The sequence below is a fragment of the Cytobacillus firmus genome, assembly GCF_023612095.1.
Taxonomy (GTDB): Bacteria; Bacillota; Bacilli; order Bacillales; family Cytobacillaceae; genus Cytobacillus.
This window is the reverse complement of sequence record NZ_CP086235.1, coordinates 3,561,066-3,579,178: the sequence shown is the minus strand read 5'-3', so window position 1 is coordinate 3,579,178 and position 18,113 is coordinate 3,561,066. Positions and strand designations below refer to the sequence as shown.

19 protein-coding genes and 1 riboswitch are annotated in these 18,113 nt (G+C 41.8%); of the genes, 11 read left to right on the top strand and 8 right to left on the bottom strand.

What is annotated here, in order from left to right; translation table 11 throughout:
- Positions 1-98 precede the first annotated feature (98 nt).
- Positions 99-767, bottom strand: coding sequence for a B3/B4 domain-containing protein (locus LLY41_RS18005; protein ID WP_095243674.1), 669 nt, complete (start codon positions 765-767; stop codon positions 99-101).
- Between the two features lie 108 nt (positions 768-875).
- Between LLY41_RS18005 and queG the strand changes: the two genes are divergently transcribed.
- The 5 genes from queG (at position 876) to LLY41_RS17980 (ending at position 6,716) form a co-directional block, all read left to right on the top strand.
- The gene (gene queG / locus LLY41_RS18000) at positions 876-2,009 is read left to right on the top strand and encodes a tRNA epoxyqueuosine(34) reductase QueG (RefSeq protein WP_304586024.1); all 1,134 of its coding nucleotides are present in this window, start codon (positions 876-878) and stop codon (positions 2,007-2,009) included.
- 152 nt (positions 2,010-2,161) lie between these two features.
- On the top strand, positions 2,162-3,040 hold the full coding sequence (locus LLY41_RS17995; RefSeq protein ID WP_304586022.1) for an amidase domain-containing protein: 879 nt from the start codon (positions 2,162-2,164) through the stop codon (positions 3,038-3,040).
- A 62-nt stretch (positions 3,041-3,102) separates the two neighbouring features.
- Complete coding sequence (gene trmL / locus LLY41_RS17990) at positions 3,103-3,576, top strand: tRNA (uridine(34)/cytosine(34)/5-carboxymethylaminomethyluridine(34)-2'-O)-methyltransferase TrmL (RefSeq protein ID WP_095243677.1); 474 nt, start codon at positions 3,103-3,105, stop codon at positions 3,574-3,576.
- A 99-nt stretch (positions 3,577-3,675) separates the two neighbouring features.
- On the top strand, positions 3,676-4,425 hold the full coding sequence (gene nfsA / locus LLY41_RS17985) for an oxygen-insensitive NADPH nitroreductase (protein WP_304586020.1): 750 nt from the start codon (positions 3,676-3,678) through the stop codon (positions 4,423-4,425).
- A 395-nt stretch (positions 4,426-4,820) separates the two neighbouring features.
- On the top strand, positions 4,821-6,716 hold the full coding sequence (locus tag LLY41_RS17980; RefSeq protein ID WP_095243679.1) for a PrkA family serine protein kinase: 1,896 nt from the start codon (positions 4,821-4,823) through the stop codon (positions 6,714-6,716).
- 95 nt (positions 6,717-6,811) lie between these two features.
- On the opposite strand, the gene LLY41_RS17975 is transcribed toward LLY41_RS17980, so the two are convergent.
- Positions 6,812-6,949, bottom strand: a complete 138-nt coding sequence (locus LLY41_RS17975) for a hypothetical protein (protein ID WP_179288974.1) — start codon at positions 6,947-6,949, stop codon at positions 6,812-6,814.
- Positions 6,950-7,065: 116 nt separating this feature from the next.
- On the opposite strand from LLY41_RS17975, the gene LLY41_RS17970 reads away from it, so the two are divergent.
- A complete protein-coding gene (locus LLY41_RS17970; RefSeq protein WP_035326683.1) occupies positions 7,066-7,251 on the top strand; it encodes a hypothetical protein in 186 nt (61 codons plus the stop codon).
- A gap of 283 nt (positions 7,252-7,534) precedes the next feature.
- Positions 7,535-8,707 (top strand): sporulation protein YhbH, encoded by a 1,173-nt coding sequence (gene yhbH, locus LLY41_RS17965; protein ID WP_304586019.1) that lies wholly within the window; start codon positions 7,535-7,537, stop codon positions 8,705-8,707.
- Positions 8,708-8,766: 59 nt separating this feature from the next.
- Here the strand turns inward: yhbH and LLY41_RS17960 are convergent, their stop codons facing one another.
- Positions 8,767-9,375, bottom strand: a complete 609-nt coding sequence (locus tag LLY41_RS17960) for a general stress protein (RefSeq protein ID WP_304586018.1) — start codon at positions 9,373-9,375, stop codon at positions 8,767-8,769.
- Between the two features lie 202 nt (positions 9,376-9,577).
- On the opposite strand from LLY41_RS17960, the gene LLY41_RS17955 reads away from it, so the two are divergent.
- Positions 9,578-10,216, top strand: a complete 639-nt coding sequence (locus LLY41_RS17955) for an NUDIX hydrolase (RefSeq protein ID WP_095243682.1) — start codon at positions 9,578-9,580, stop codon at positions 10,214-10,216.
- 76 nt (positions 10,217-10,292) lie between these two features.
- Positions 10,293-10,394, top strand: a riboswitch (SAM riboswitch).
- A 120-nt stretch (positions 10,395-10,514) separates the two neighbouring features.
- The gene (locus LLY41_RS17950) at positions 10,515-11,726 is read left to right on the top strand and encodes a homoserine dehydrogenase (protein ID WP_095243683.1); all 1,212 of its coding nucleotides are present in this window, start codon (positions 10,515-10,517) and stop codon (positions 11,724-11,726) included.
- 61 nt (positions 11,727-11,787) lie between these two features.
- On the opposite strand, the gene LLY41_RS17945 is transcribed toward LLY41_RS17950, so the two are convergent.
- The 3 genes from LLY41_RS17945 to LLY41_RS17935 all read right to left on the bottom strand — a co-directional run bounded on the left by LLY41_RS17945 (position 11,788) and on the right by LLY41_RS17935 (position 13,398).
- A complete protein-coding gene (locus LLY41_RS17945; protein WP_035326689.1) occupies positions 11,788-11,982 on the bottom strand; it encodes a hypothetical protein in 195 nt (64 codons plus the stop codon).
- A gap of 138 nt (positions 11,983-12,120) precedes the next feature.
- Positions 12,121-12,648 carry a CBO0543 family protein gene (locus LLY41_RS17940; RefSeq protein ID WP_095243684.1) on the bottom strand — a complete coding sequence of 176 codons (528 nt, stop codon included), beginning with the start codon at positions 12,646-12,648 and terminating at the stop codon, positions 12,121-12,123.
- Positions 12,649-12,792: 144 nt separating this feature from the next.
- Entirely contained in the window at positions 12,793-13,398 is a 606-nt protein-coding gene (locus LLY41_RS17935) for a DNA-3-methyladenine glycosylase (protein ID WP_095243686.1), read from the bottom strand.
- 120 nt (positions 13,399-13,518) lie between these two features.
- Between LLY41_RS17935 and proC the strand changes: the two genes are divergently transcribed.
- Both proC and LLY41_RS17925 read left to right on the top strand, forming a co-directional pair.
- Complete coding sequence (gene proC / locus LLY41_RS17930; RefSeq protein ID WP_304586017.1) at positions 13,519-14,334, top strand: pyrroline-5-carboxylate reductase; 816 nt, start codon at positions 13,519-13,521, stop codon at positions 14,332-14,334.
- A gap of 209 nt (positions 14,335-14,543) precedes the next feature.
- Positions 14,544-15,932, top strand: a complete 1,389-nt coding sequence (locus tag LLY41_RS17925; RefSeq protein WP_304586016.1) for an L-cystine transporter — start codon at positions 14,544-14,546, stop codon at positions 15,930-15,932.
- A 36-nt stretch (positions 15,933-15,968) separates the two neighbouring features.
- Here the strand turns inward: LLY41_RS17925 and LLY41_RS17920 are convergent, their stop codons facing one another.
- Both LLY41_RS17920 and LLY41_RS17915 read right to left on the bottom strand, forming a co-directional pair.
- Positions 15,969-16,541 (bottom strand): YitT family protein, encoded by a 573-nt coding sequence (locus tag LLY41_RS17920; protein ID WP_304586015.1) that lies wholly within the window; start codon positions 16,539-16,541, stop codon positions 15,969-15,971.
- Positions 16,542-16,677: 136 nt separating this feature from the next.
- Complete coding sequence (locus LLY41_RS17915; protein ID WP_304586013.1) at positions 16,678-17,979, bottom strand: NCS2 family permease; 1,302 nt, start codon at positions 17,977-17,979, stop codon at positions 16,678-16,680.
- Positions 17,980-18,113 lie beyond the last annotated feature (134 nt).

Here is an 18,113-nt window from a genome sequence, read left to right as displayed (position 1 = left end):
TCAAAAAGAACGAGGTATTGCGTTTTTTCATGTTCGTCGGCTATTTTTAAAAAAATCGGGCGGCATCCGCAGATTCCACACGATTTCTATATAAGTGACTAACATCCAATTACCTTAAAGCTTCCTTCTCCGCCATGCACTTGAGTGTACATGTTCATTAATGACTCTGTCATTTTTTCAGCCTTTTCGATTTCCAGAGAAGGGCGCAAATAAACAATTTGAACGGCATTTTTAGTCTGTTCGGTGACAGCTGTCCTTTCAGAGTCCACAAACGGACTGCCAAATGGCCCTTCCGCATCTTCACTGATAATTAAATTGGCAAGCGAATTGGGTCTTCCGTTTAAGCCGTTATATTCTTCGCCTTCTTTGCCTAACCTGATAGTCAGATGGCCTGAAAGCTTATCGGCATCATATACACCGATCGGTATTTGGTATTCCAGGGAAAAGAAATTGTTAATATCGATGGAGCTGTTGACCGGCTGAAGATAATTTTGTTTTTGAATTCTTCTGTACAGTGCTTCAGCAGAGTGGCGATAGCGGTTCGGATCCTTGCCTGCTGTTTTGAAGATCTGCCGCCATTCCTTGATCCCTTCAAATTCTGTAACACTCTTATCCTCTAAATCGAAATAAATAGATTCCTGAAATAATTGGAGTCTGCCCTTTACCATTTGAGGAGATTGTCCGACTTCGATATCTTTATATGTAATAAATCCAATTTTAAAATGAGGCAATAATTTGAACAGCTCTCGAGCTATCTTAATTTCCATGCTTTCCACCTCCAAAATTACTTTAAAATAGTTTATCATAATAAGCGGTGATTCAATAAATTAAAGACTTTCATATAAAATTAAATTTCCACGAAAGGAGGTCATACAATGGACTTTGGACAATTCAAGCAGGAAGTGATTGAATACAGCAAAACAATTGGCATTGATAAAATTGGTTTTACGACAGCTGGTACTTTTGATGAAATGAAAAACAGGCTGATTCGCCAGCAGGAGCTTCACTATCAGTCAGGATTTGAGGAACCTGATATTGAGAAAAGGGTGAATCCCGGCCTGCTAATGGATAAGCCCAGATCTATTATCTCAATTGCTGTTGCTTACCCTTCCAAAATGAAGGTCAGGGTTGTCAGCAAAAGAGGTGAAAGAAGGGGAATTTTCTGCCGGGCTTCATGGGGGAAAGACTATCATCATATCCTGAGGGAACGTCTTCAGAAGCTTGAGGAATTCATTCAGTCAAGAATTCCTGATGCGATTTGCAAATCCATGGTGGATACAGGTGAGCTGGTGGATCGGGCCGTTGCCCAGCGTGCGGGAATCGGCTGGAGCGGAAAAAACTGTTCCATCATCACACCGGAATTCGGATCGTATGTTTATCTCGGAGAAATGATAACAAATCTGCCTTTTGAGCCTGATAAGCCAATGGAAGACAAATGCGGAAGCTGCAATAAATGTGTTGAGGTCTGCCCGACAGGGGCTTTAATTCAGGGAGGCCAGCTTGATGCACAGAAATGCATTGCCTTTTTGACACAGACAAAGGGCTTTCTCGCAGAGCCATATAGAGAAAAGCTGGGGAACAGGCTTTATGGGTGCGACACCTGTCAAACCGTTTGTCCTGAAAATAAAGGCAAGGATTTTCATCTGCATGATGAAATGGAGCCGGATCCGGAAGTGGCAAAGCCGCTTTTAAGGCCGCTTCTTTTTATCAGCAACCGTGAGTTCAAAGAAAAATATGGCCCGGTCTCAGGTTCCTGGAGAGGGAAAAAGCCGATCCAGCGAAATGCCATCATCGCCCTGGCTCACTACAAAGATGAGACAGCGGCAGAAGACCTGATTAAAGTTATGAAAGAAGATCCGAGGCCGGTGATCCGGGGAACGGCCGCATGGGCACTCGGGAAAATAGGCGGGGAAAAATCAATGCCTGCACTAAAACAGGCATTGCAGCAGGAGAAAGACGGAGAAGTCATTGCTGAAATAGAAAAGGGTTTAAGTTTTTTTGAACAATGAGGGGGCAGAAACCCCTCTTTTTTTTATGGTTTTTTTTTCTGTATGACCGCAGTAACTGGCCAGCTCGCTGATTTACTGCAGGATTGCGCGAAAAAATAAGCAAAGTCCTTTGCTTCCTCTCATATGTATTGAATAGGAGAGGAGTGAGGTGCGTGAGGGACCAGCTTCATGAACTGTTAAAGAAAAGAGTGCAGCAGTGCGTTTCCCATTCAAGAAGTTCAATTCATACATGCCCTAAGATTGAAAAAAAGAAAGAATCTCTTTCCGGCCGCTCCGGTGAGATTGTGAAAGCACAGGCAGCCGGAAAAGTGATCAGTGTCGGCATAGAGAAGGAAGATGTGACTCCGGTTGAATATAGAGTTCACTTCAAATATTTAATTAAACAAAAAGGCATAATTTATATGGAGGAAGAGATTGAAGAGCGGACAGCCGACTTCTATAAAGGAGTATTTGTTGAAGACCGGGAGAAAAATCCTTTTAAAGATAGTAAAAAAGAAGAAGCGTCTTTAGACCGGGAATTTGAAGAGGAAGAAAGGTATGAGTATGAATATGACCGCATGAAGGCTGTACAGTATGCAGAAAAATGGTGGAACACTTATAATCCGGCCTATAAGAAATTTGAGGTGGATTGCACCAATTATATTTCCCAGTGCCTTCATGCAGGCGGCGGCCCGATGAGGGGATACCCCAACCGCGGAAAAGGCTGGTGGATGAGAACCGGGAATTGGAGCTACAGCTGGACAGTAGCGAATTCAATGCGGTGGTATCTGCCCAGTTCAAATTTAGGATTGAGGGCCGAGGAAGTCTCCAGTCCGGATCAGCTCTTAATAGGAGATGTCATTTGCTATGATTTCCAGGGAGACGGGCGCTTTGACCATACAACGATCGTAACGGGCAAAGATGCATCAGGAATGCCCCTCGTCAATGCCCACACCTATAACAGCCGAATGCGCTATTGGGCTTATGAAGATTCAACAGCTTATACACCAAATATTAAATATAAATTTTTGACAATTACTGATGACCAGTAATTTGTATGGTGATTTCAACGTGATATAATAACACATGCAGATTTAATTTAGAGGTGAAAAAAGTGGGATTGCATGTAGTATTATATCAGCCGGAAATTCCGGCCAACACAGGCAATATAGCCCGTACCTGCGCGGCTACTGATACGACATTGCATCTGATCCGGCCGCTCGGCTTTTCAACAGATGATAAAATGCTGAAGCGGGCAGGCTTGGATTACTGGCAATTTGTAAAAATTGTTTATCATGATTCATTGGACGATTTCTTTAAGAACACTGAACAAGGGGAATACTTCTACTTAACAAAGGATGGCACCAAGCCATATTCCACTTTTGACTATAGCAGAGTCGAGAAGGATTATTATTTTATTTTCGGCAAGGAAACGGCCGGTCTTCCAAAGGATGTTATTGAAAGCAGCAAAGAGCGCTTATTAAAGGTGCCAATTAACAATAATATCCGTTCGCTTAACTTATCCAACACAGCTGCCATTCTTGTCTATGAAGCACTGCGCCAGCAGGAATACTTACATTTAACATAGGAAAACACAGGGCCTGAATGATTATCAGGCCTTTTCCTTTGGAGAAAACTTTCTTCTCTGGGTAAAATGAAAAAGTACATATGGAAAGGATGAGATGTGATGAATGAAGTTACCAATTTGCTGATGGACCATCGTTCCGTCCGGAATTTTGAAGACAGGCCTCTTTCAAAAGAGCATATTGAAACAATTGTACTTTCTGCTCAAGCTGCATCCACTTCAAGTTTTGTCCAGGCCTATTCAATAATCGGTGTGACAGATAAAGAAAAGAAAGCGAAACTTGCTGAAGTGGCAGGCAATCAGAACTATGTAGCTGAAAATGGCCATTTTTTCGTGTTTTGTGCTGATCTGCATCGTCATGAAGTCATCGGACAAATGGAAAATAAAAATGTAATTCCATCTATTGAAAGCACAGAAAAGTTTATGGTGGCTGTCATTGATGCTGCTTTGGCTGCGCAGAATGCTGTCATTGCTGCAGAATCGCTGGGACTTGGGATCTGCTATATTGGCGGAATAAGAAACAATCTGGAGGGAGTGGCTGAGCTATTAAAAACACCAGATCGTGTGATTCCTTTGTTTGGACTTGCTGTTGGATACCCCTCTAAAAAGAACGATAAAAAACCGCGTCTCCCTCTTCAGCACATTTATCATGAAAATGAGTATAATCAGGAAGAAACAGCATACCGCCAAGAGCTGGAAGTGTATAATGAAATTATTTCCGAGTATTATGATGTGCGTACAAGCGGCAAGCGGAAGGACACCTGGACCAGTCAAATTGCCGGCATGCTCGAAAAGCAGACACGCATGTATATGAAGGATTTTGTTCAGAAGAACAAGATGGATTTAAGGTAGGAGTATATTGAAATAAGAAAAAAGCTGCTGAATAGATCAGCAGCTTATTTTTTGCTTACGCCTGGCTTGTCGTCATAGCCAGAAGTGAAAATAGCAGCAAGGAAAGCAACCATTACACCGATAATAATAATTGTACCCATGTATATGTAATCCTCCTTTAGTGTTATCTCAATAGGCATGCATGTAAATATAAGCTTATTATAGCCCAAAAATGAATAACTGTGAATGAAAAGTATGGAGTTTTTTTTACAGTTAGAATCCTTCATCAAAGTATTACTAATAATTAATTCCCGTAAAAAGTACAAACCAAACTCTTCATAGTTTACGCATGTTCGATTGCCGGTGCGCATAGAGTATATTAATCGTCTCTGATAATGCGACAGGGGGAGGTCCTTATGGATATTCTAAAAAAAATTGAGATGTACAGACACGAGGAAGAAAAGCTTAAATGGGAAGGGACTTTTGGAGAGTATTTAGAAATTGTCAAAGAGAAGCCATGGGTTGCCCAGTCAGCACATTCACGGGTATATAATATGATTAAGGATGCCGGTGTCGAAGAAGTGAAAGGGCAAAAACGATACCAATTTTTCAGCAATCAGCTCTTCGGATTAGAAGAAGCATTGGAAAGGCTTGTAGAAGAGTATTTTCACCCTGCTGCAAAACGCCTTGATGTCCGTAAAAGGATCCTTTTGTTAATGGGTCCGGTCAGCGGCGGTAAATCAACCTTAGTGACAATGCTAAAGAGAGGTTTGGAGCAATATTCCCACGCTGAAAGGGGCGCAGTCTATGCTATTAAGGGCTGCCCAATGCATGAAGATCCGCTTCATTTAATTCCGCATCACCTCCGCAAGGACTTTTATGATGAGTATGGAATAAGAATTGAAGGAAACCTGTCGCCACTGAATAGTATGCGTCTCGAACAGGAGTATGGCGGCCGCATAGAAGATGTTATAATTGAACGAATTATTTTCTCAGAAGACCGCAGGGTGGGGATTGGAACCTTCAGCCCTTCAGATCCCAAATCCCAGGATATTGCTGATCTGACTGGAAGCATTGACTTTTCAACTATTGCTGAATATGGTTCAGAATCCGATCCTCGTGCCTATCGTTTCGACGGGGAACTGAATAAAGCAAACCGGGGTATGATGGAATTCCAGGAAATGCTGAAGTGTGATGAGAAGTTTTTATGGCATTTATTGTCCCTGACTCAGGAAGGCAACTTTAAAGCCGGACGCTTCGCCCTGATATCGGCAGATGAGCTAATTGTCGCTCACACGAATGAAACAGAGTATCGGTCATTCATTTCCAATAAAAAGAATGAAGCTTTGCATTCCAGGATAATCGTTATGCCAATCCCATATAATTTAAAGGTTTCAGAGGAAGAGAAGATTTACGATAAAATGATCCGTGAAAGCGATGTTTCCAATGTGCACATTGCACCGCATACTTTAAGAGTGGCAGCGATGTTTACGATTTTAACCCGCATGAAGGATCCGAAAAAAGGCGATATTGATTTAGTTAAGAAAATGCGTTTGTATGATGGAGAGAGCGTTGAAGGCTATAACAGGGCAGATGTGGAAGAATTGAAAAAAGAGCATGCAGATGAGGGCATGAGCGGCATTGACCCGCGTTATGTCATCAACAGGATCTCTTCGACAATTATCCGCAAAAATATCACAAGCATTAATGCGCTGGATGTGCTGCGATCGCTTAAAGAAGGATTGGATCAGCATCCATCCATTACTCCAGAGCTTAAGGAAAGATACTTGAATTTTATTTCTCTGGCCCGCAAAGAGTATGATGATATCGCCAAGAAAGAAGTCCAAAAAGCATTTGTTTACTCCTATGAAGAATCTGCGAAAACGCTTATGGAGAACTATCTTGATAATGTTGAAGCATATTGCAATAAAGCGAAGCTGCGCGACCCATTAACCGGTGAGGAAATCAGTCCGGATGAAAAGCTGATGCGCTCAATCGAAGAGCAAATCGGCATCTCCGAGAATGCGAAGAAAGCATTCAGGGAGGAAATTCTCATCCGCATCTCCGCTTATGCCAGAAAAGGCAAGCGCTTTGATTATAATTCACATGACCGCCTTCGTGAAGCAATTCAGAAGAAACTCTTCGCTGACCTGAAGGATGTCGTGAAAATCACAACATCTTCCAAAACGCCGGATGAGCAGCAGCTGAAGAAGGTGAATGAGGTAGTAGCACGTCTAATCGACGAACATGGCTATAACTCTACATCTGCAAACGAACTGCTCCGTTATGTGGGAAGCCTGCTGAATCGATAAATGATGAGCCTGGCAGTATTGCTGCCAGGCTTATTTTTTAGTATGTAATTAATAGATTTAATAAATATAAAAAAGAGGCTTCGAAAAGCCTCTTATCAATTTTTGTCTATTTTTAATGCGGGTTCTTTCTTCTTTTTCTGGCATTCCGGACAGACTGGCTTATTTTCAAGGTAAACGGTCCGCTCAAATATCGATAATTCACCGCACCAGCTGCAGCAAAGGATTTCGCTCATAAAATCCCCCCCTTTTGTATAATCCTATTTACACTTGGCCATATTTATGCTTCAGAACCATTATAAAAGTTTAGATTGGCCCAATTAGGGGTATAAATACAGCAGAGGTGATATTCATGAAAAAGAAAGAATTAGATAAGGATTATACACCGAGAAACAGCTCAATGGCGGAAAATATTGAGGAAATGGAAAACCTGGGCAAGCAGATGGAAAATCTCCGGACCAATAAAGAATTAAAAGAGGATTACGATAAATATCCGGACCCCATTCAAAATAAAAACAAAGACAAGAACCTTCGCTAAACGCGGAGGTTTATTTTTGTATAAAAAATGGGCTTGTCCAAAAGATGCTTCGAATGTCTTATTGTCAAAATTATTTGTAAATTATTTTGTCTTCCCGCATATGATAGAGTAATAAACATTTCTTTGTATTGGTGCATTAATATCAAAATCACTGCCGGGAAATGAGTCTATGAAATGAAGGCAGACTGCTGAAATGGGGATGTTTCATCTTTTTTTGACACTCGCGATATTGTATGTTGGAAAGCTGTAATGTGTGAAATTTAATTTAAAAGGAGGGGTTAACATGACGAATGTCAATAACCATCAGTTTGTGATTTCCCAAGAAGATTGGTCCCTCCATCGCAAAGGCTATGATGACCAGCAGCGTCATCAGGATAAAGTCCAGGAAGCAATCCGCAACAATTTGCCTGATTTAATAACGGAAGAAAACATTGTAATGTCGAATGGGCGGGAAGTAGTAAAGATTCCGATTCGCTCGTTGGATGAATACAAAATCCGTTATAACTATGATAAAAACAAACATGTCGGCCAAGGCGATGGAGATAGCCAGATTGGAGATGTAGTGGCCCGTGACGGATCCGGCAGCAAGAAAGGACCCGGAAAGGGGCAAGGAGCAGGCGACCAGGCAGGCGAGGATTATTTTGAAGCAGAAGTATCACTCATGGAAATTGAAGAAGCTTTATTTAAACAATTGGAATTGCCTAATTTAAAGAGAAAAGAACAGGATGAAAATGTGATAGAGGATATTGAATTTAATGACATCAGAAAGACAGGATTAATGGGCAATATTGATAAGAAAAGGACCATGATGTCGGCATTCAAGCGCAACGCAATGAAGGGAAAGGCAGCGTTCCATCCGATTTATAAGGAAGATTTAAAGTTTAAGACCTGGAATGAAATAATAAAGCCCGATTCAAAGGCTGTCGTGCTTGCGATGATGGATACTAGCGGATCAATGGGGATCTGGGAAAAGTATATGGCCAGAAGCTTTTTCTTCTGGATGACGCGGTTCCTGAGAACCAAATATGAAACAGTGGAAATTGAATTTATTGCCCACCATACAGAAGCAAAAGTGGTTTCAGAAGAGGACTTTTTCTCAAAAGGAGAAAGCGGTGGAACGATTTGTTCATCTGCCTACCGAAAAGCGCTTGAGTTGATAGATGCCAAGTACGATCCGCGCAAATTTAATATTTATCCTTTCCACTTCTCAGACGGTGATAACCTGACCTCTGATAATGCCCGCTGTGTGAAGCTGGTAGAAGACCTGATGAAAGTGTCCAATATGTTTGGATACGGTGAGGTCAACCAGTACAACCGCCACTCGACTCTGATGTCCGCCTATAAAAATATCAAAAATGATGATTTCCGATATTATATTCTTAAGCAAAAAGCAGATGTATTCCATGCGATGAAAAGCTTTTTCAAACAGGAAGAGGATAAGAAGAAATATGCATAAGAGAGGGAAACCTCTCTTTTTCGTTTCAGCAAAAAGCCCCCATTTTCAGGGGGCTGATGCTAGTTAAGTCTGTCTTTTGTAAGCATTTCTTCCCGATTTACTTCATTGGTTTTCATCTCTGCTGAAGTATGTGAATGCTGAACACGGCTGGGATTCTCGTTGACACAGCATGTATCAGCGGATTTATCTGCCAGTGTTTTGATATCCGATTCATGGACAACCTCCCGGGCTGAAGCACTCTCCATATATCCTTCAGAGTTTTCGGCAGTGATTCTCTGATTGTCCTGCGTGGAGTTTGGATATTTCCCATAATAGTCAGCGATTAAGACATATTTTCCATCAAAAACCATGCTTGCGTATCGATCCAGGTCATGTTCATCAAATCGTGTACCATCTTTTTTATCGGGATCAATCCCTGAACTTGTGGCCGGATCTTCCCCCATGAAAAGAGCTTTAACAGAATCAAGAAAACGCTGATTGCCCAGCTCCTGGGAACCGACTATTCGCAAGTTCACTCCGTAATTGTCTGCAAAGCTTTCAAGATTTGCGCCATCCTTTGAGACGATCACAAGATTTTCCTTCTGATATCCATTTGACCCTGCACCTTCAATGGCTTCTTTAAGCTCTTGCTGAGTATCGTATCCGCCTATTAATATATTCTTCTTCATATTTTCACTCCCAGTGTAGTATGATATATTTTTATTTCCCTGAATTACTGGCGGAAAAACGTTCTTTTACTTTTGAAGGGCTGGATGCAATAGCCTATAGTCCTGAATCATTATATGGCACAAGCCGTATAAATTAATAAAACGCATAGAATACAGTATGATAAAGATATAATAACTGAATTGCTGCTGGAGGTGGGCAGATATGGAGATTGAGAAACTGGCTAAAAGGTTATGGAACAGAACCCCCATCATTTTGGGGAGTGAGCGATTTTCGAAGTTCGCTATTTTGCTTCCGCTGGTTGAAATCAATAATGAGGTACATGTCCTATTTGAAGTGCGTTCACTAAGAATGAGAAGGCAGCCTGGGGAGGTATGTTTCCCCGGAGGAAGGATAGATCCGGAAGATAGGGATGAAGAACATACAGCCATCCGTGAAACCTCTGAGGAACTCGGTGTGGGCGAAGACAGCATCACAAATGTTTCCCCGCTGGATTACATGATCTCCTTCGGTCAAATTATTTACCCTTATGCAGGCATCATCCAAAACCCGGACAAGATTGTGCCGAACCCTGATGAAGTAGAAGAGGTTTTTACCGTCCCCCTTTCATTTCTGAAAAAAGTACAACCTGAAACATTTCACGTAAATTTTAAAGTTGAGCCTGAAGAAAATTTTCCTTTTGACTTAATCGCCGGAGGTGAAAATTACAATTGGCAGACAAGGAGAGCGGAAGAGGTATTTTACTATTTCCAGGACAAGGTCATCTGGGGGCTGACTGCCAGAATTCTTAAGCATTTTCTTGAGATCATAACAGAAGATTTCAATGAAAGTGAAAACGTCTGAAGAAAATATTTTTCAAAAAAGGTTGACGCAATCCTGATAAATGTTTATGATTCATATAAATTGAATACTTAGAAACTTCTTATCAAGAGAGGCGGAGGGACTGACCCTATGAAGCCTCGGCAACCAGCATTTATGCACGGTGCCAAATTCAGAGGAATACAATTTCCGAAGATAAGAAGGCGGAATGAACGGAATATTAATTCAAACCCCTTCTTGTCTGTAATGGACGGAAGGGGTTTTTTGTTTTGATTGGAATCCACGCTTTAAATTTGGCTATTTTCGTAAGGGGGAATAAATAATGTCAGCGATAACCATCGGGCTATTGGGGTATGGAACTGTTGGAAAAGGAGTATATGAAATAATCAGAAAGCATCAGGGAAGGCTTCAGGCGATACTCGGGAAAGAAGTGAAGGTTTCCGCTATCCTGGTCAAAAATGTGAATAAACATTCTTTGCCTGATGATGATGTGCTGCTAACGGATGACTTTCAGGACATTATTGAGCTTCCAAAGCTTGATGTCGTCATTGATGCCATTGTTGGCAGGGAGCCGGGCTATACGTATCTGCGCCAGGCCATATCGAGAGGATGCCACGTCATTACAGCGAATAAAGAGATGTTTGCATTTCATGGAAGTGAGCTTGCGAGGCTGGCAAAAGAAAAGAATGTATCACTGGGATTTGAAGCAACAGTCGGCGGCGGAATCCCCATCATTCAGACCATCAAACAGCTGCTGAATGCCAACAGGATCGAACGGATTGAAGGAATTTTAAATGGCACATCCAATTTCATTTTGACAAGTATGCGTGAGGAAAACTTATCATTTGACGAAGCATTGAAAATCGCTCAGGAAAAAGGCTATGCAGAAGCCGATCCTAAAAACGATATTGAAGGTTATGACGCGTTTTACAAAGCAGTTGTTTTAAGCGAGCTTGTATTCGGGAAAGCGCCGGAACAGAAGTACTCTGTAAGAGAAGGCATTACTGATATTACGATTGAACAAATCCGGTTGGCTGATTCTCTGGGGCTGAAGTTCAAACATATAGCATCAATCCAGAAGGAAAAAGATTTTGTCCGCTGTACAGTAAAGCCGGTCCTGACAGGAGAATCCCATCCTCTATACAGAGTAGAAGGCGTGCAGAATGCCGTTTCAATCGATGCCGATATTGTCGGGAATATCAGTCTGCAGGGGCCTGGAGCAGGCATGTTCCCGACAGCGAGTGCGATTATTGAAGATTTAATTCATGTGGGCAAATCCGATTTCCCTTCAGCATATGAGGAAGCTGCGGTGGAAGAGAAGGTCCCTGAACAGGAGCTCTGGGTTATACTGGGTAATAATGCTGAAGGATATGAATTCCCTGAGGGAGTTGAAATCGTCAGCAAAGTGTCAGAACAGGCCGTGTTCGTTAAGGGAGCTGCAGAAGCTGTGTCATTAGCCGATAAGAAGGCTTATCAAGTGCTTGGAGATTATGCAGTCACGGCAGGGAAGTATAAACAGGTACAGCCGGTCTGAAAAACAGAAGGGGCAAGCCTTTGAGCTGCCCCTCCTGATGTATGTTTAGAGATGGTGGATACTAAGCCTGCTGTTTATTAAATAAAGGATTATTTAATCCGGAATACAGGTCTTTAACATGAACTGTTACTATCTTAGCGCCAATCTGGACATGGACCATATTATCAAAAACAGCTGTTACCAGGCCGTTTAATGAAACATTCGCACCAATATTCAGATCTTTGCCGGGAGATTTAACATTTTTCTTGTTTGCCATCGTAACACCATCCCATTCCAATTTATTGAAACTTATACATAGAATATTGCCTTTTTATAGTAAAATAAACGCTTTAATAAAAAAAGTCCAGTAAAATAGCTTGTTTTTTTATCGACAAATTGTAATGATATTAGACATTTATCTAAAAACAGTTGATGGCACATCAAACTGCTTCCATAGGAAGAGGATGAAAAGAATGGACAGCCCCCATGCTGCAGCTGGCCGCTTGTGGTGCACCCAGAGGATGGTAAACATAACAGCATTAAAAAGAATCGACCATTTTAAATTCCAGCCATTATTGTACTTTATCAAGTTGAATTTAATGTCAACAATCTCATTAACCGTATAGAGAAGGACCCAGCCTGAGATATAAAGCAGTTTCTTAATAAGCTTGCCTGCAGGGAATCTGTATAAATAGATCAAAATGGTTGCCGGATACTTAACAGCCATAATGGAAAAGCTGATATGGGTGTTTGTTAAATTCACTTTCTCATCGATTCCCTGCGGGGCATAAGTCCACATCGGATAAAAGTCTGAGAGAAGATATAAATATAAAAAGTCCCCTAATATGTAAAAAAGCAGTGTGGGATAATACGTTTTCCAATTTCTCCAGTCACCCCACTTCCATAGAGCAAAAATCCACAAAAAAGCATAAAGAGCATTCATTTCATTCACCTCTTCCCGGAACGCACAGTTACTCCTATCCTATCCAATTTAAGAAAAAATAAAAAAACTAAGCAGGTTAAGACAAATAAATAACCGGAAAGTCCCATCAGAAGGGGTTTTTCCGGTCGTTTTTTTATATGGCTGTTATTTTCTGTTCCGTGAAACATAAGGACTGCCAGCCATCCAGAACCTCCACGGATAATCCCGTGCTTCCCCGGAATTATCAATGCCGATTCGTGTACCCCGTTTGATTTCCCCGGGAGGAATTCCTTTTGCAATCATAAGGGGAGGGCTGGTAAAATGGCGGCCATAATCATCTATTGTTATATCGAGAGCTTTAGTTAATTTACCTGGCCCATTAGTGAGGTTTTTAAGACCTTCCATCTTACGTCTTTTCTTCATTAACTCAAGTCCGTCGAGAGGTTCTATCCCTCTGATCAATACAGCTTCCGGCTTTTCCTTTGGACCGCTCACAACATTAACCAGGCAATGGGTATGCATCACATAAGTGTAGACAAAACCGGGTTCATTGAACATGATCTCGGTCCTTTTTGTTCTCCTGTTCCCGAAACTGTGTGCTGCTCTATCCTCAGGGCCCATATAAGCTTCCGTCTCGACAATATAGCCTGAGGCAATTCCTTCTTCAGTTTCTTTGATCAATAAGCAGCCTAGAAGAGCTTCAGCCAACTGAAGCGTTGGCTGCTGGTAAAAGCTTTCTGGAAGAGGAGCATATTGTGTTATTTCCTTCATATTCAATCTCTCCAATAGTATTTTATAAGGTTCTGTCTTATGTTTTTACCCTGTGCTATTTTTTCATAACCATACGTGCAGTATAATAGCAAAAGGATTATAAGACAGGATGTGTGCTTAATGAATAAAAATATCGGTTTTATCGGATGCGGAAAAATGGCTCAGGCGATAATCGGGGGTATATTAAAATCTGATCTGGTGAATGCAAGGCAGATTATAGCTTCAGCGAAAACGGAGAAAACGCTTGTTGACGTTAAAAACAGGTGGGATATACAAACACGCTATTCGAATAGTGAGGCAGCGGAGGAAGCGGATATATTGTTTCTGGCTATTAAGCCTGATGCTCATGCTGCGGTTATTGACGAAATTAAAGATTGCATTCAATCACATGCCATTATCATAACGATTGCGGCAGGCATAAGTCTTTCTTTCCTGGAAAAGTCATTTGGCAGAAAGATTAAAGCAGTCCGTTCCATGCCTAATACTCCATCATTGGTGGGAGAAGGAATGAGCGTACTTTCAGTGAATGAATCACTTTCTCCTGAGGAGATGGAAGATGTAATCAAAATATTTTCATGTATTGGGAGAGCAGCGGTTATGGAAGAAAAGATGATGGACGCAATTCCCGCTATTAGCGGTTCTTCGCCCGCTTATGCCTATATGTTCATTGAAGCATTGGCAGATGGCGGTGTAAAAGCCGGACTGCCTCGTGATCAGTCTTACGAGCTTGCAGCACAGGCTATTTTGGGGGCAGCCAGAATGGTGCTGGAAACAGGCAAGCATCCTGCGGAATTGAAAGATGAAGTTTGTACTCCGGGAGGTGCAACAATAGAAGCCGTTGCCGAACTGGAGAGAAAAGGGTTCCGTTCAGCGGTCATGAGTGCTATGGAACAATGCTTTGAAAAGACAAAGGCACTTTCCCGGAAAAATAATTAGGACAAGAATTATTTATCTGGACCCGGCACTTTTACAATGTCGGGTTTTTCAATGGTTTTAGGCACAAGTATAAAGAAAACCAAGAACATTCGGCAGCGAAGTAGAATATATAATAAGAAAATTTAAATTTTAATTCCGACTTGACTCATAGGAATACATGTATTATAGTAAGTCATTATAATAACATCTTTTGGGGAGGATTCAGTCCGATGAGTACAGGACTTTTAGTTTTAAATATTATTGTAATGCTTCTGCTTTTAGGCGCATTATTCTTTATGCAAAAGAAGCATATCTCATTCTCAAAGCGTGTGTTTACAGCGCTTGGTTTAGGGATCCTGTTTGGCTTTGCACTTCAGATGATATATGGACCTGGTGCTGAGGTTATTGCCAAATCTGCAGACTGGTTTAATTTAGTTGGCGGAGGTTATGTGAAGTTCCTCCAAATGATTGTCATGCCGCTTGTCTTCATTTCAATTTTAGGAGCTTTTACTAAGCTTAAATTAACCAATAATATTGGAAAAATAAGTGTCCTTATCCTTGGACTGCTTGTAGGTACCACTGCAGTTGCTGCTGCTGTCGGAATTGCAACAGCTGTCGGTTTTGATCTGGAGGCTGTCCAAATCAGCGGAGGCGATGCTGAGACTGCCCGCGGGCAACAGCTTGAAGAAACGTATCAGGGCATTGAAGGAAGAACGTTCCCGCAGCAAATGCTTGATTTGCTTCCGGCCAACCCATTCCTTGATTTTACAGGGGCAAGACCAACATCAACGATTTCAGTCGTTATCTTTGCAGCCTTTTTAGGGATTGCTTATCTTGGTGTGAGAAGGAAATCTCCAGAGCAGGCTGAACTTTTTGCAAAAATTGTGGATGCTTTCTATGCAATCATCATGCGAGTTGTAACATTAATTTTGCGTTTAACACCATATGGAGTTTTGGCAATTATGACGAAAACAGTCGCCATGAGTGACTTTGACTCCATTTTGAATTTAGGTAAGTTTGTTATTGCTTCTTATGTGGCACTTGCCATTATGTTCCTGATTCACCTGCTGCTTTTAACATTAAGCGGATTAAACCCAATCACATACTTGAAAAAAGCATTTCCGGTATTGACCTTTGCTTTTACATCCAGAACAAGTGCCGGTGCATTGCCTTTGAATATTAAAACGCAAAAGTCACTCGGTGTTCCTGAAGGAATTGCCAACTTTGCAGGATCATTCGGCCTTTCCATCGGCCAAAATGGATGTGCGGGAATCTATCCGGCCATGCTGGCTGTAATGATTGCTCCGACTGTGGGCATTAACCCGCTGTCTCCTGGATTTATCTTTACGCTTATTCTCATTGTAGCGATCAGCTCCTTTGGTGTGGCAGGGGTCGGCGGCGGTGCGACATTCGCAGCGATCCTGGTATTATCTGCCCTTGACCTGCCTATTGCACTGGCTGGCTTGCTGATCTCCATTGAACCGCTAATCGACATGGGACGCACAGCCCTTAACGTCAGCGGGTCCATGACGTCTGGTATCCTAACAAGCAGAGTCACAGGTGAAATGGATGGAAACCTTTATAACGATATGAATGAAAAAATAGAAGCAGAAGCATAAGAAAAATCGACAGGTGCCTGGCACCTGTCGATTTTTTCATTTGACCGTCTTTTTTATAACCGTTAAAGACGTCATGGCGCCCACAAATAGTATGGTTATAAACGAGTACAGGAATTTTTCAATACCGACTATTTTTATTCCGCTTAAAATAACCAATCCATCAATTGCAAATATTAAAGCGCCGATGTTAATAGGAAGGAGCTTTGTCATCAGCTGTGCCAGCAGGTCTGTGCCCCCTGTGCTGGTTTCATAACGAAGCATAAGGCCGATCCCAAAACCCACCAGGCAGCCTCCTAAAATGGAGCTGGGCAATATGGAAAGCTCAAAATGCCCTCGCAAAGTAGAAAGCAAATCAATAATGAAGGATGAAATCAGAAGGCCATGCAGGCTATAGAAGAAGTATTTTTTCTCATAAAACCAGGCAAGTACATATAATGGAATGCTCAGGACAATCATACTCAATCCAGTGGGGTATTCGTAGTAATAATGGAGGATCAGCCCTATGCCAATAATGCCCCCGTCAAGTAAATGGTGGGGGACGAGGAAGCCGTTAATGCCAATGCCTAATAATAAACTTCCTATTAAAGTTACAAGCAGCTTTTCAAACATAAGCCTATCACCCTAACTTGTCCATTCTTTACTTCTAGAATATGAATGGAGAGGGATGAAATAGAAGCGGTTCCATACAAAAAAAGCTTGTCCGGATTGGACAAGCTTTTGATCTGGTTCAGTTTGGTGCTTCCGGTTAGTGTGGCAGGAACGCAAGCTGGTAAAAGAATAATACTGCAAATAAATATACAAGGGGATGAACCTCTCTCCATTTCCCTTTTACCACTTTCATAAGCGGATAAGCAATAAAGCCAAGTGCAATACCTGTTGCAATGCTGGATGTCAGCGGCATGCTTAAGATAATCAGGAATGCAGGGAATGCTTCATCAAGTTCATTCCATTTAATATGAGAAATGCTGCCCATCATCAGGCTTCCAACGATAATCAGGGCAGGTGCAGTAATAGCAGCAAGACCTGATACCGCACTGACAAGAGGTCCAAAGAAAGCTGAAAGCAGGAACAAACCTGCAACAGTTAAAGTTGTTAATCCAGTTCTTCCGCCGACTGACACACCTGTTGAAGATTCAATATATGCGGAAGTCGGACTTGTACCGAACATGGCACCGATTGAAGTAGCGATGGAATCCGACAAAAGGGCCTCACGTGCTCTGGGCATCGTTTTGCCTTTCATTAATCCGGCCTGCTGGGCAACGCCGATCATCGTTCCAGTCGTATCAAAAATCGTTACAAGCAGGAAGGAGAAAACAACGGCGTATAAACTGTGCTGGATAACATCTCCAATTGCTTCAAATGGATTTAAAATGATGATTCCATCCGGAAGCGAAGGCAGTGAAACAAATCCCTGGTCAAAGGAAAGCTGTCCTGTAAAGAAGGCAATCAGGGCAGTGATAATCATGCCGAAAAATAAAGCCCCGTTAATCCCGAGCGTCATGAGAATTAATGTTACAGCAAGGCCGACAAGCGCTAGAATGGATTGAGGAGAATGCAAGTCTCCGAGCGCCACAAGGTTTGTTGGGTGGCTTGTAATCAGCCCGGTTAAGCGCAAGCCGATAAAGGCGATAAACAACCCGATTCCGGCAGTAATTCCGTGCTTTAAATTATCCGGTATTGCAATGATCAGCTTTTCCCGGAAAGGGGTAAGCGACAATATAATGAAGATAATACCAGCAATAAATACTGCTGAGAATGCAGTCATGTAATCAATATTTCCGTGGGTGCCGACAACAGAGTAAGCAAAATAGGCGTTCAGGCCCATTCCCGGTGCGATGGCAATCGGATAATTGGCGAACAGTGCCATCCATAGAGTACCTGCGACAGTTGCAATAATGGTTGCAGAAAAGACTTGATCAAAAGGTACACCTGCATCAGATAGGATGACAGGGTTTACGACCACAATATAAACCATTGTTAAGAAAGTGGTGATGCCTGCCAAGACCTCAGTCTTTACGTTTGTTTGATTTTCTTTTAATTTGAACATAAAAAGTCCCCCATAAACTATAACTTCTTTCAGGTTATATGTGTAATTGATAAATACGAACGTTTAGAAAGCACAAATAATATAATATTCGTTTTTGATGAAAATTTCAAGACCTTAATATTATTATTCTATAT

Excerpts from the sequence above, each read along its gene's own strand:
- LLY41_RS17940 (WP_095243684.1), bottom strand. The coding sequence starts at position 12,648 with ATGAATGCTCTTTATGCTTTTTTGTGGATTTTTGCTCTATGGAAGTGG.
- LLY41_RS17935 (WP_095243686.1), bottom strand. The coding sequence starts at position 13,398 with ATGAAGGAAATAACACAATATGCTCCTCTTCCAGAAAGCTTTTACCAG.
- LLY41_RS17975 (WP_179288974.1), bottom strand. The coding sequence starts at position 6,949 with ATGAGCGAAATCCTTTGCTGCAGCTGGTGCGGTGAATTATCGATATTT.
- LLY41_RS17925 (WP_304586016.1), top strand. The coding sequence starts at position 14,544 with ATGAGTACAGGACTTTTAGTTTTAAATATTATTGTAATGCTTCTGCTT.
- LLY41_RS17980 (WP_095243679.1), top strand. The coding sequence starts at position 4,821 with ATGGATATTCTAAAAAAAATTGAGATGTACAGACACGAGGAAGAAAAG.
- LLY41_RS17955 (WP_095243682.1), top strand. The coding sequence starts at position 9,578 with ATGGAGATTGAGAAACTGGCTAAAAGGTTATGGAACAGAACCCCCATC.
- LLY41_RS17970 (WP_035326683.1), top strand. The coding sequence starts at position 7,066 with ATGAAAAAGAAAGAATTAGATAAGGATTATACACCGAGAAACAGCTCA.
- yhbH (WP_304586019.1), top strand. The coding sequence starts at position 7,535 with ATGACGAATGTCAATAACCATCAGTTTGTGATTTCCCAAGAAGATTGG.
- nfsA (WP_304586020.1), top strand. The coding sequence starts at position 3,676 with ATGAATGAAGTTACCAATTTGCTGATGGACCATCGTTCCGTCCGGAAT.
- queG (WP_304586024.1), top strand. The coding sequence starts at position 876 with ATGGACTTTGGACAATTCAAGCAGGAAGTGATTGAATACAGCAAAACA.
- LLY41_RS17915 (WP_304586013.1), bottom strand. The coding sequence starts at position 17,979 with ATGTTCAAATTAAAAGAAAATCAAACAAACGTAAAGACTGAGGTCTTG.
- LLY41_RS18005 (WP_095243674.1), bottom strand. The coding sequence starts at position 767 with ATGGAAATTAAGATAGCTCGAGAGCTGTTCAAATTATTGCCTCATTTT.
- LLY41_RS17920 (WP_304586015.1), bottom strand. The coding sequence starts at position 16,541 with ATGTTTGAAAAGCTGCTTGTAACTTTAATAGGAAGTTTATTATTAGGC.
- LLY41_RS17945 (WP_035326689.1), bottom strand. The coding sequence starts at position 11,982 with ATGGCAAACAAGAAAAATGTTAAATCTCCCGGCAAAGATCTGAATATT.
- proC (WP_304586017.1), top strand. The coding sequence starts at position 13,519 with ATGAATAAAAATATCGGTTTTATCGGATGCGGAAAAATGGCTCAGGCG.
- LLY41_RS17960 (WP_304586018.1), bottom strand. The coding sequence starts at position 9,375 with ATGAAGAAGAATATATTAATAGGCGGATACGATACTCAGCAAGAGCTT.
- LLY41_RS17950 (WP_095243683.1), top strand. The coding sequence starts at position 10,515 with ATGTCAGCGATAACCATCGGGCTATTGGGGTATGGAACTGTTGGAAAA.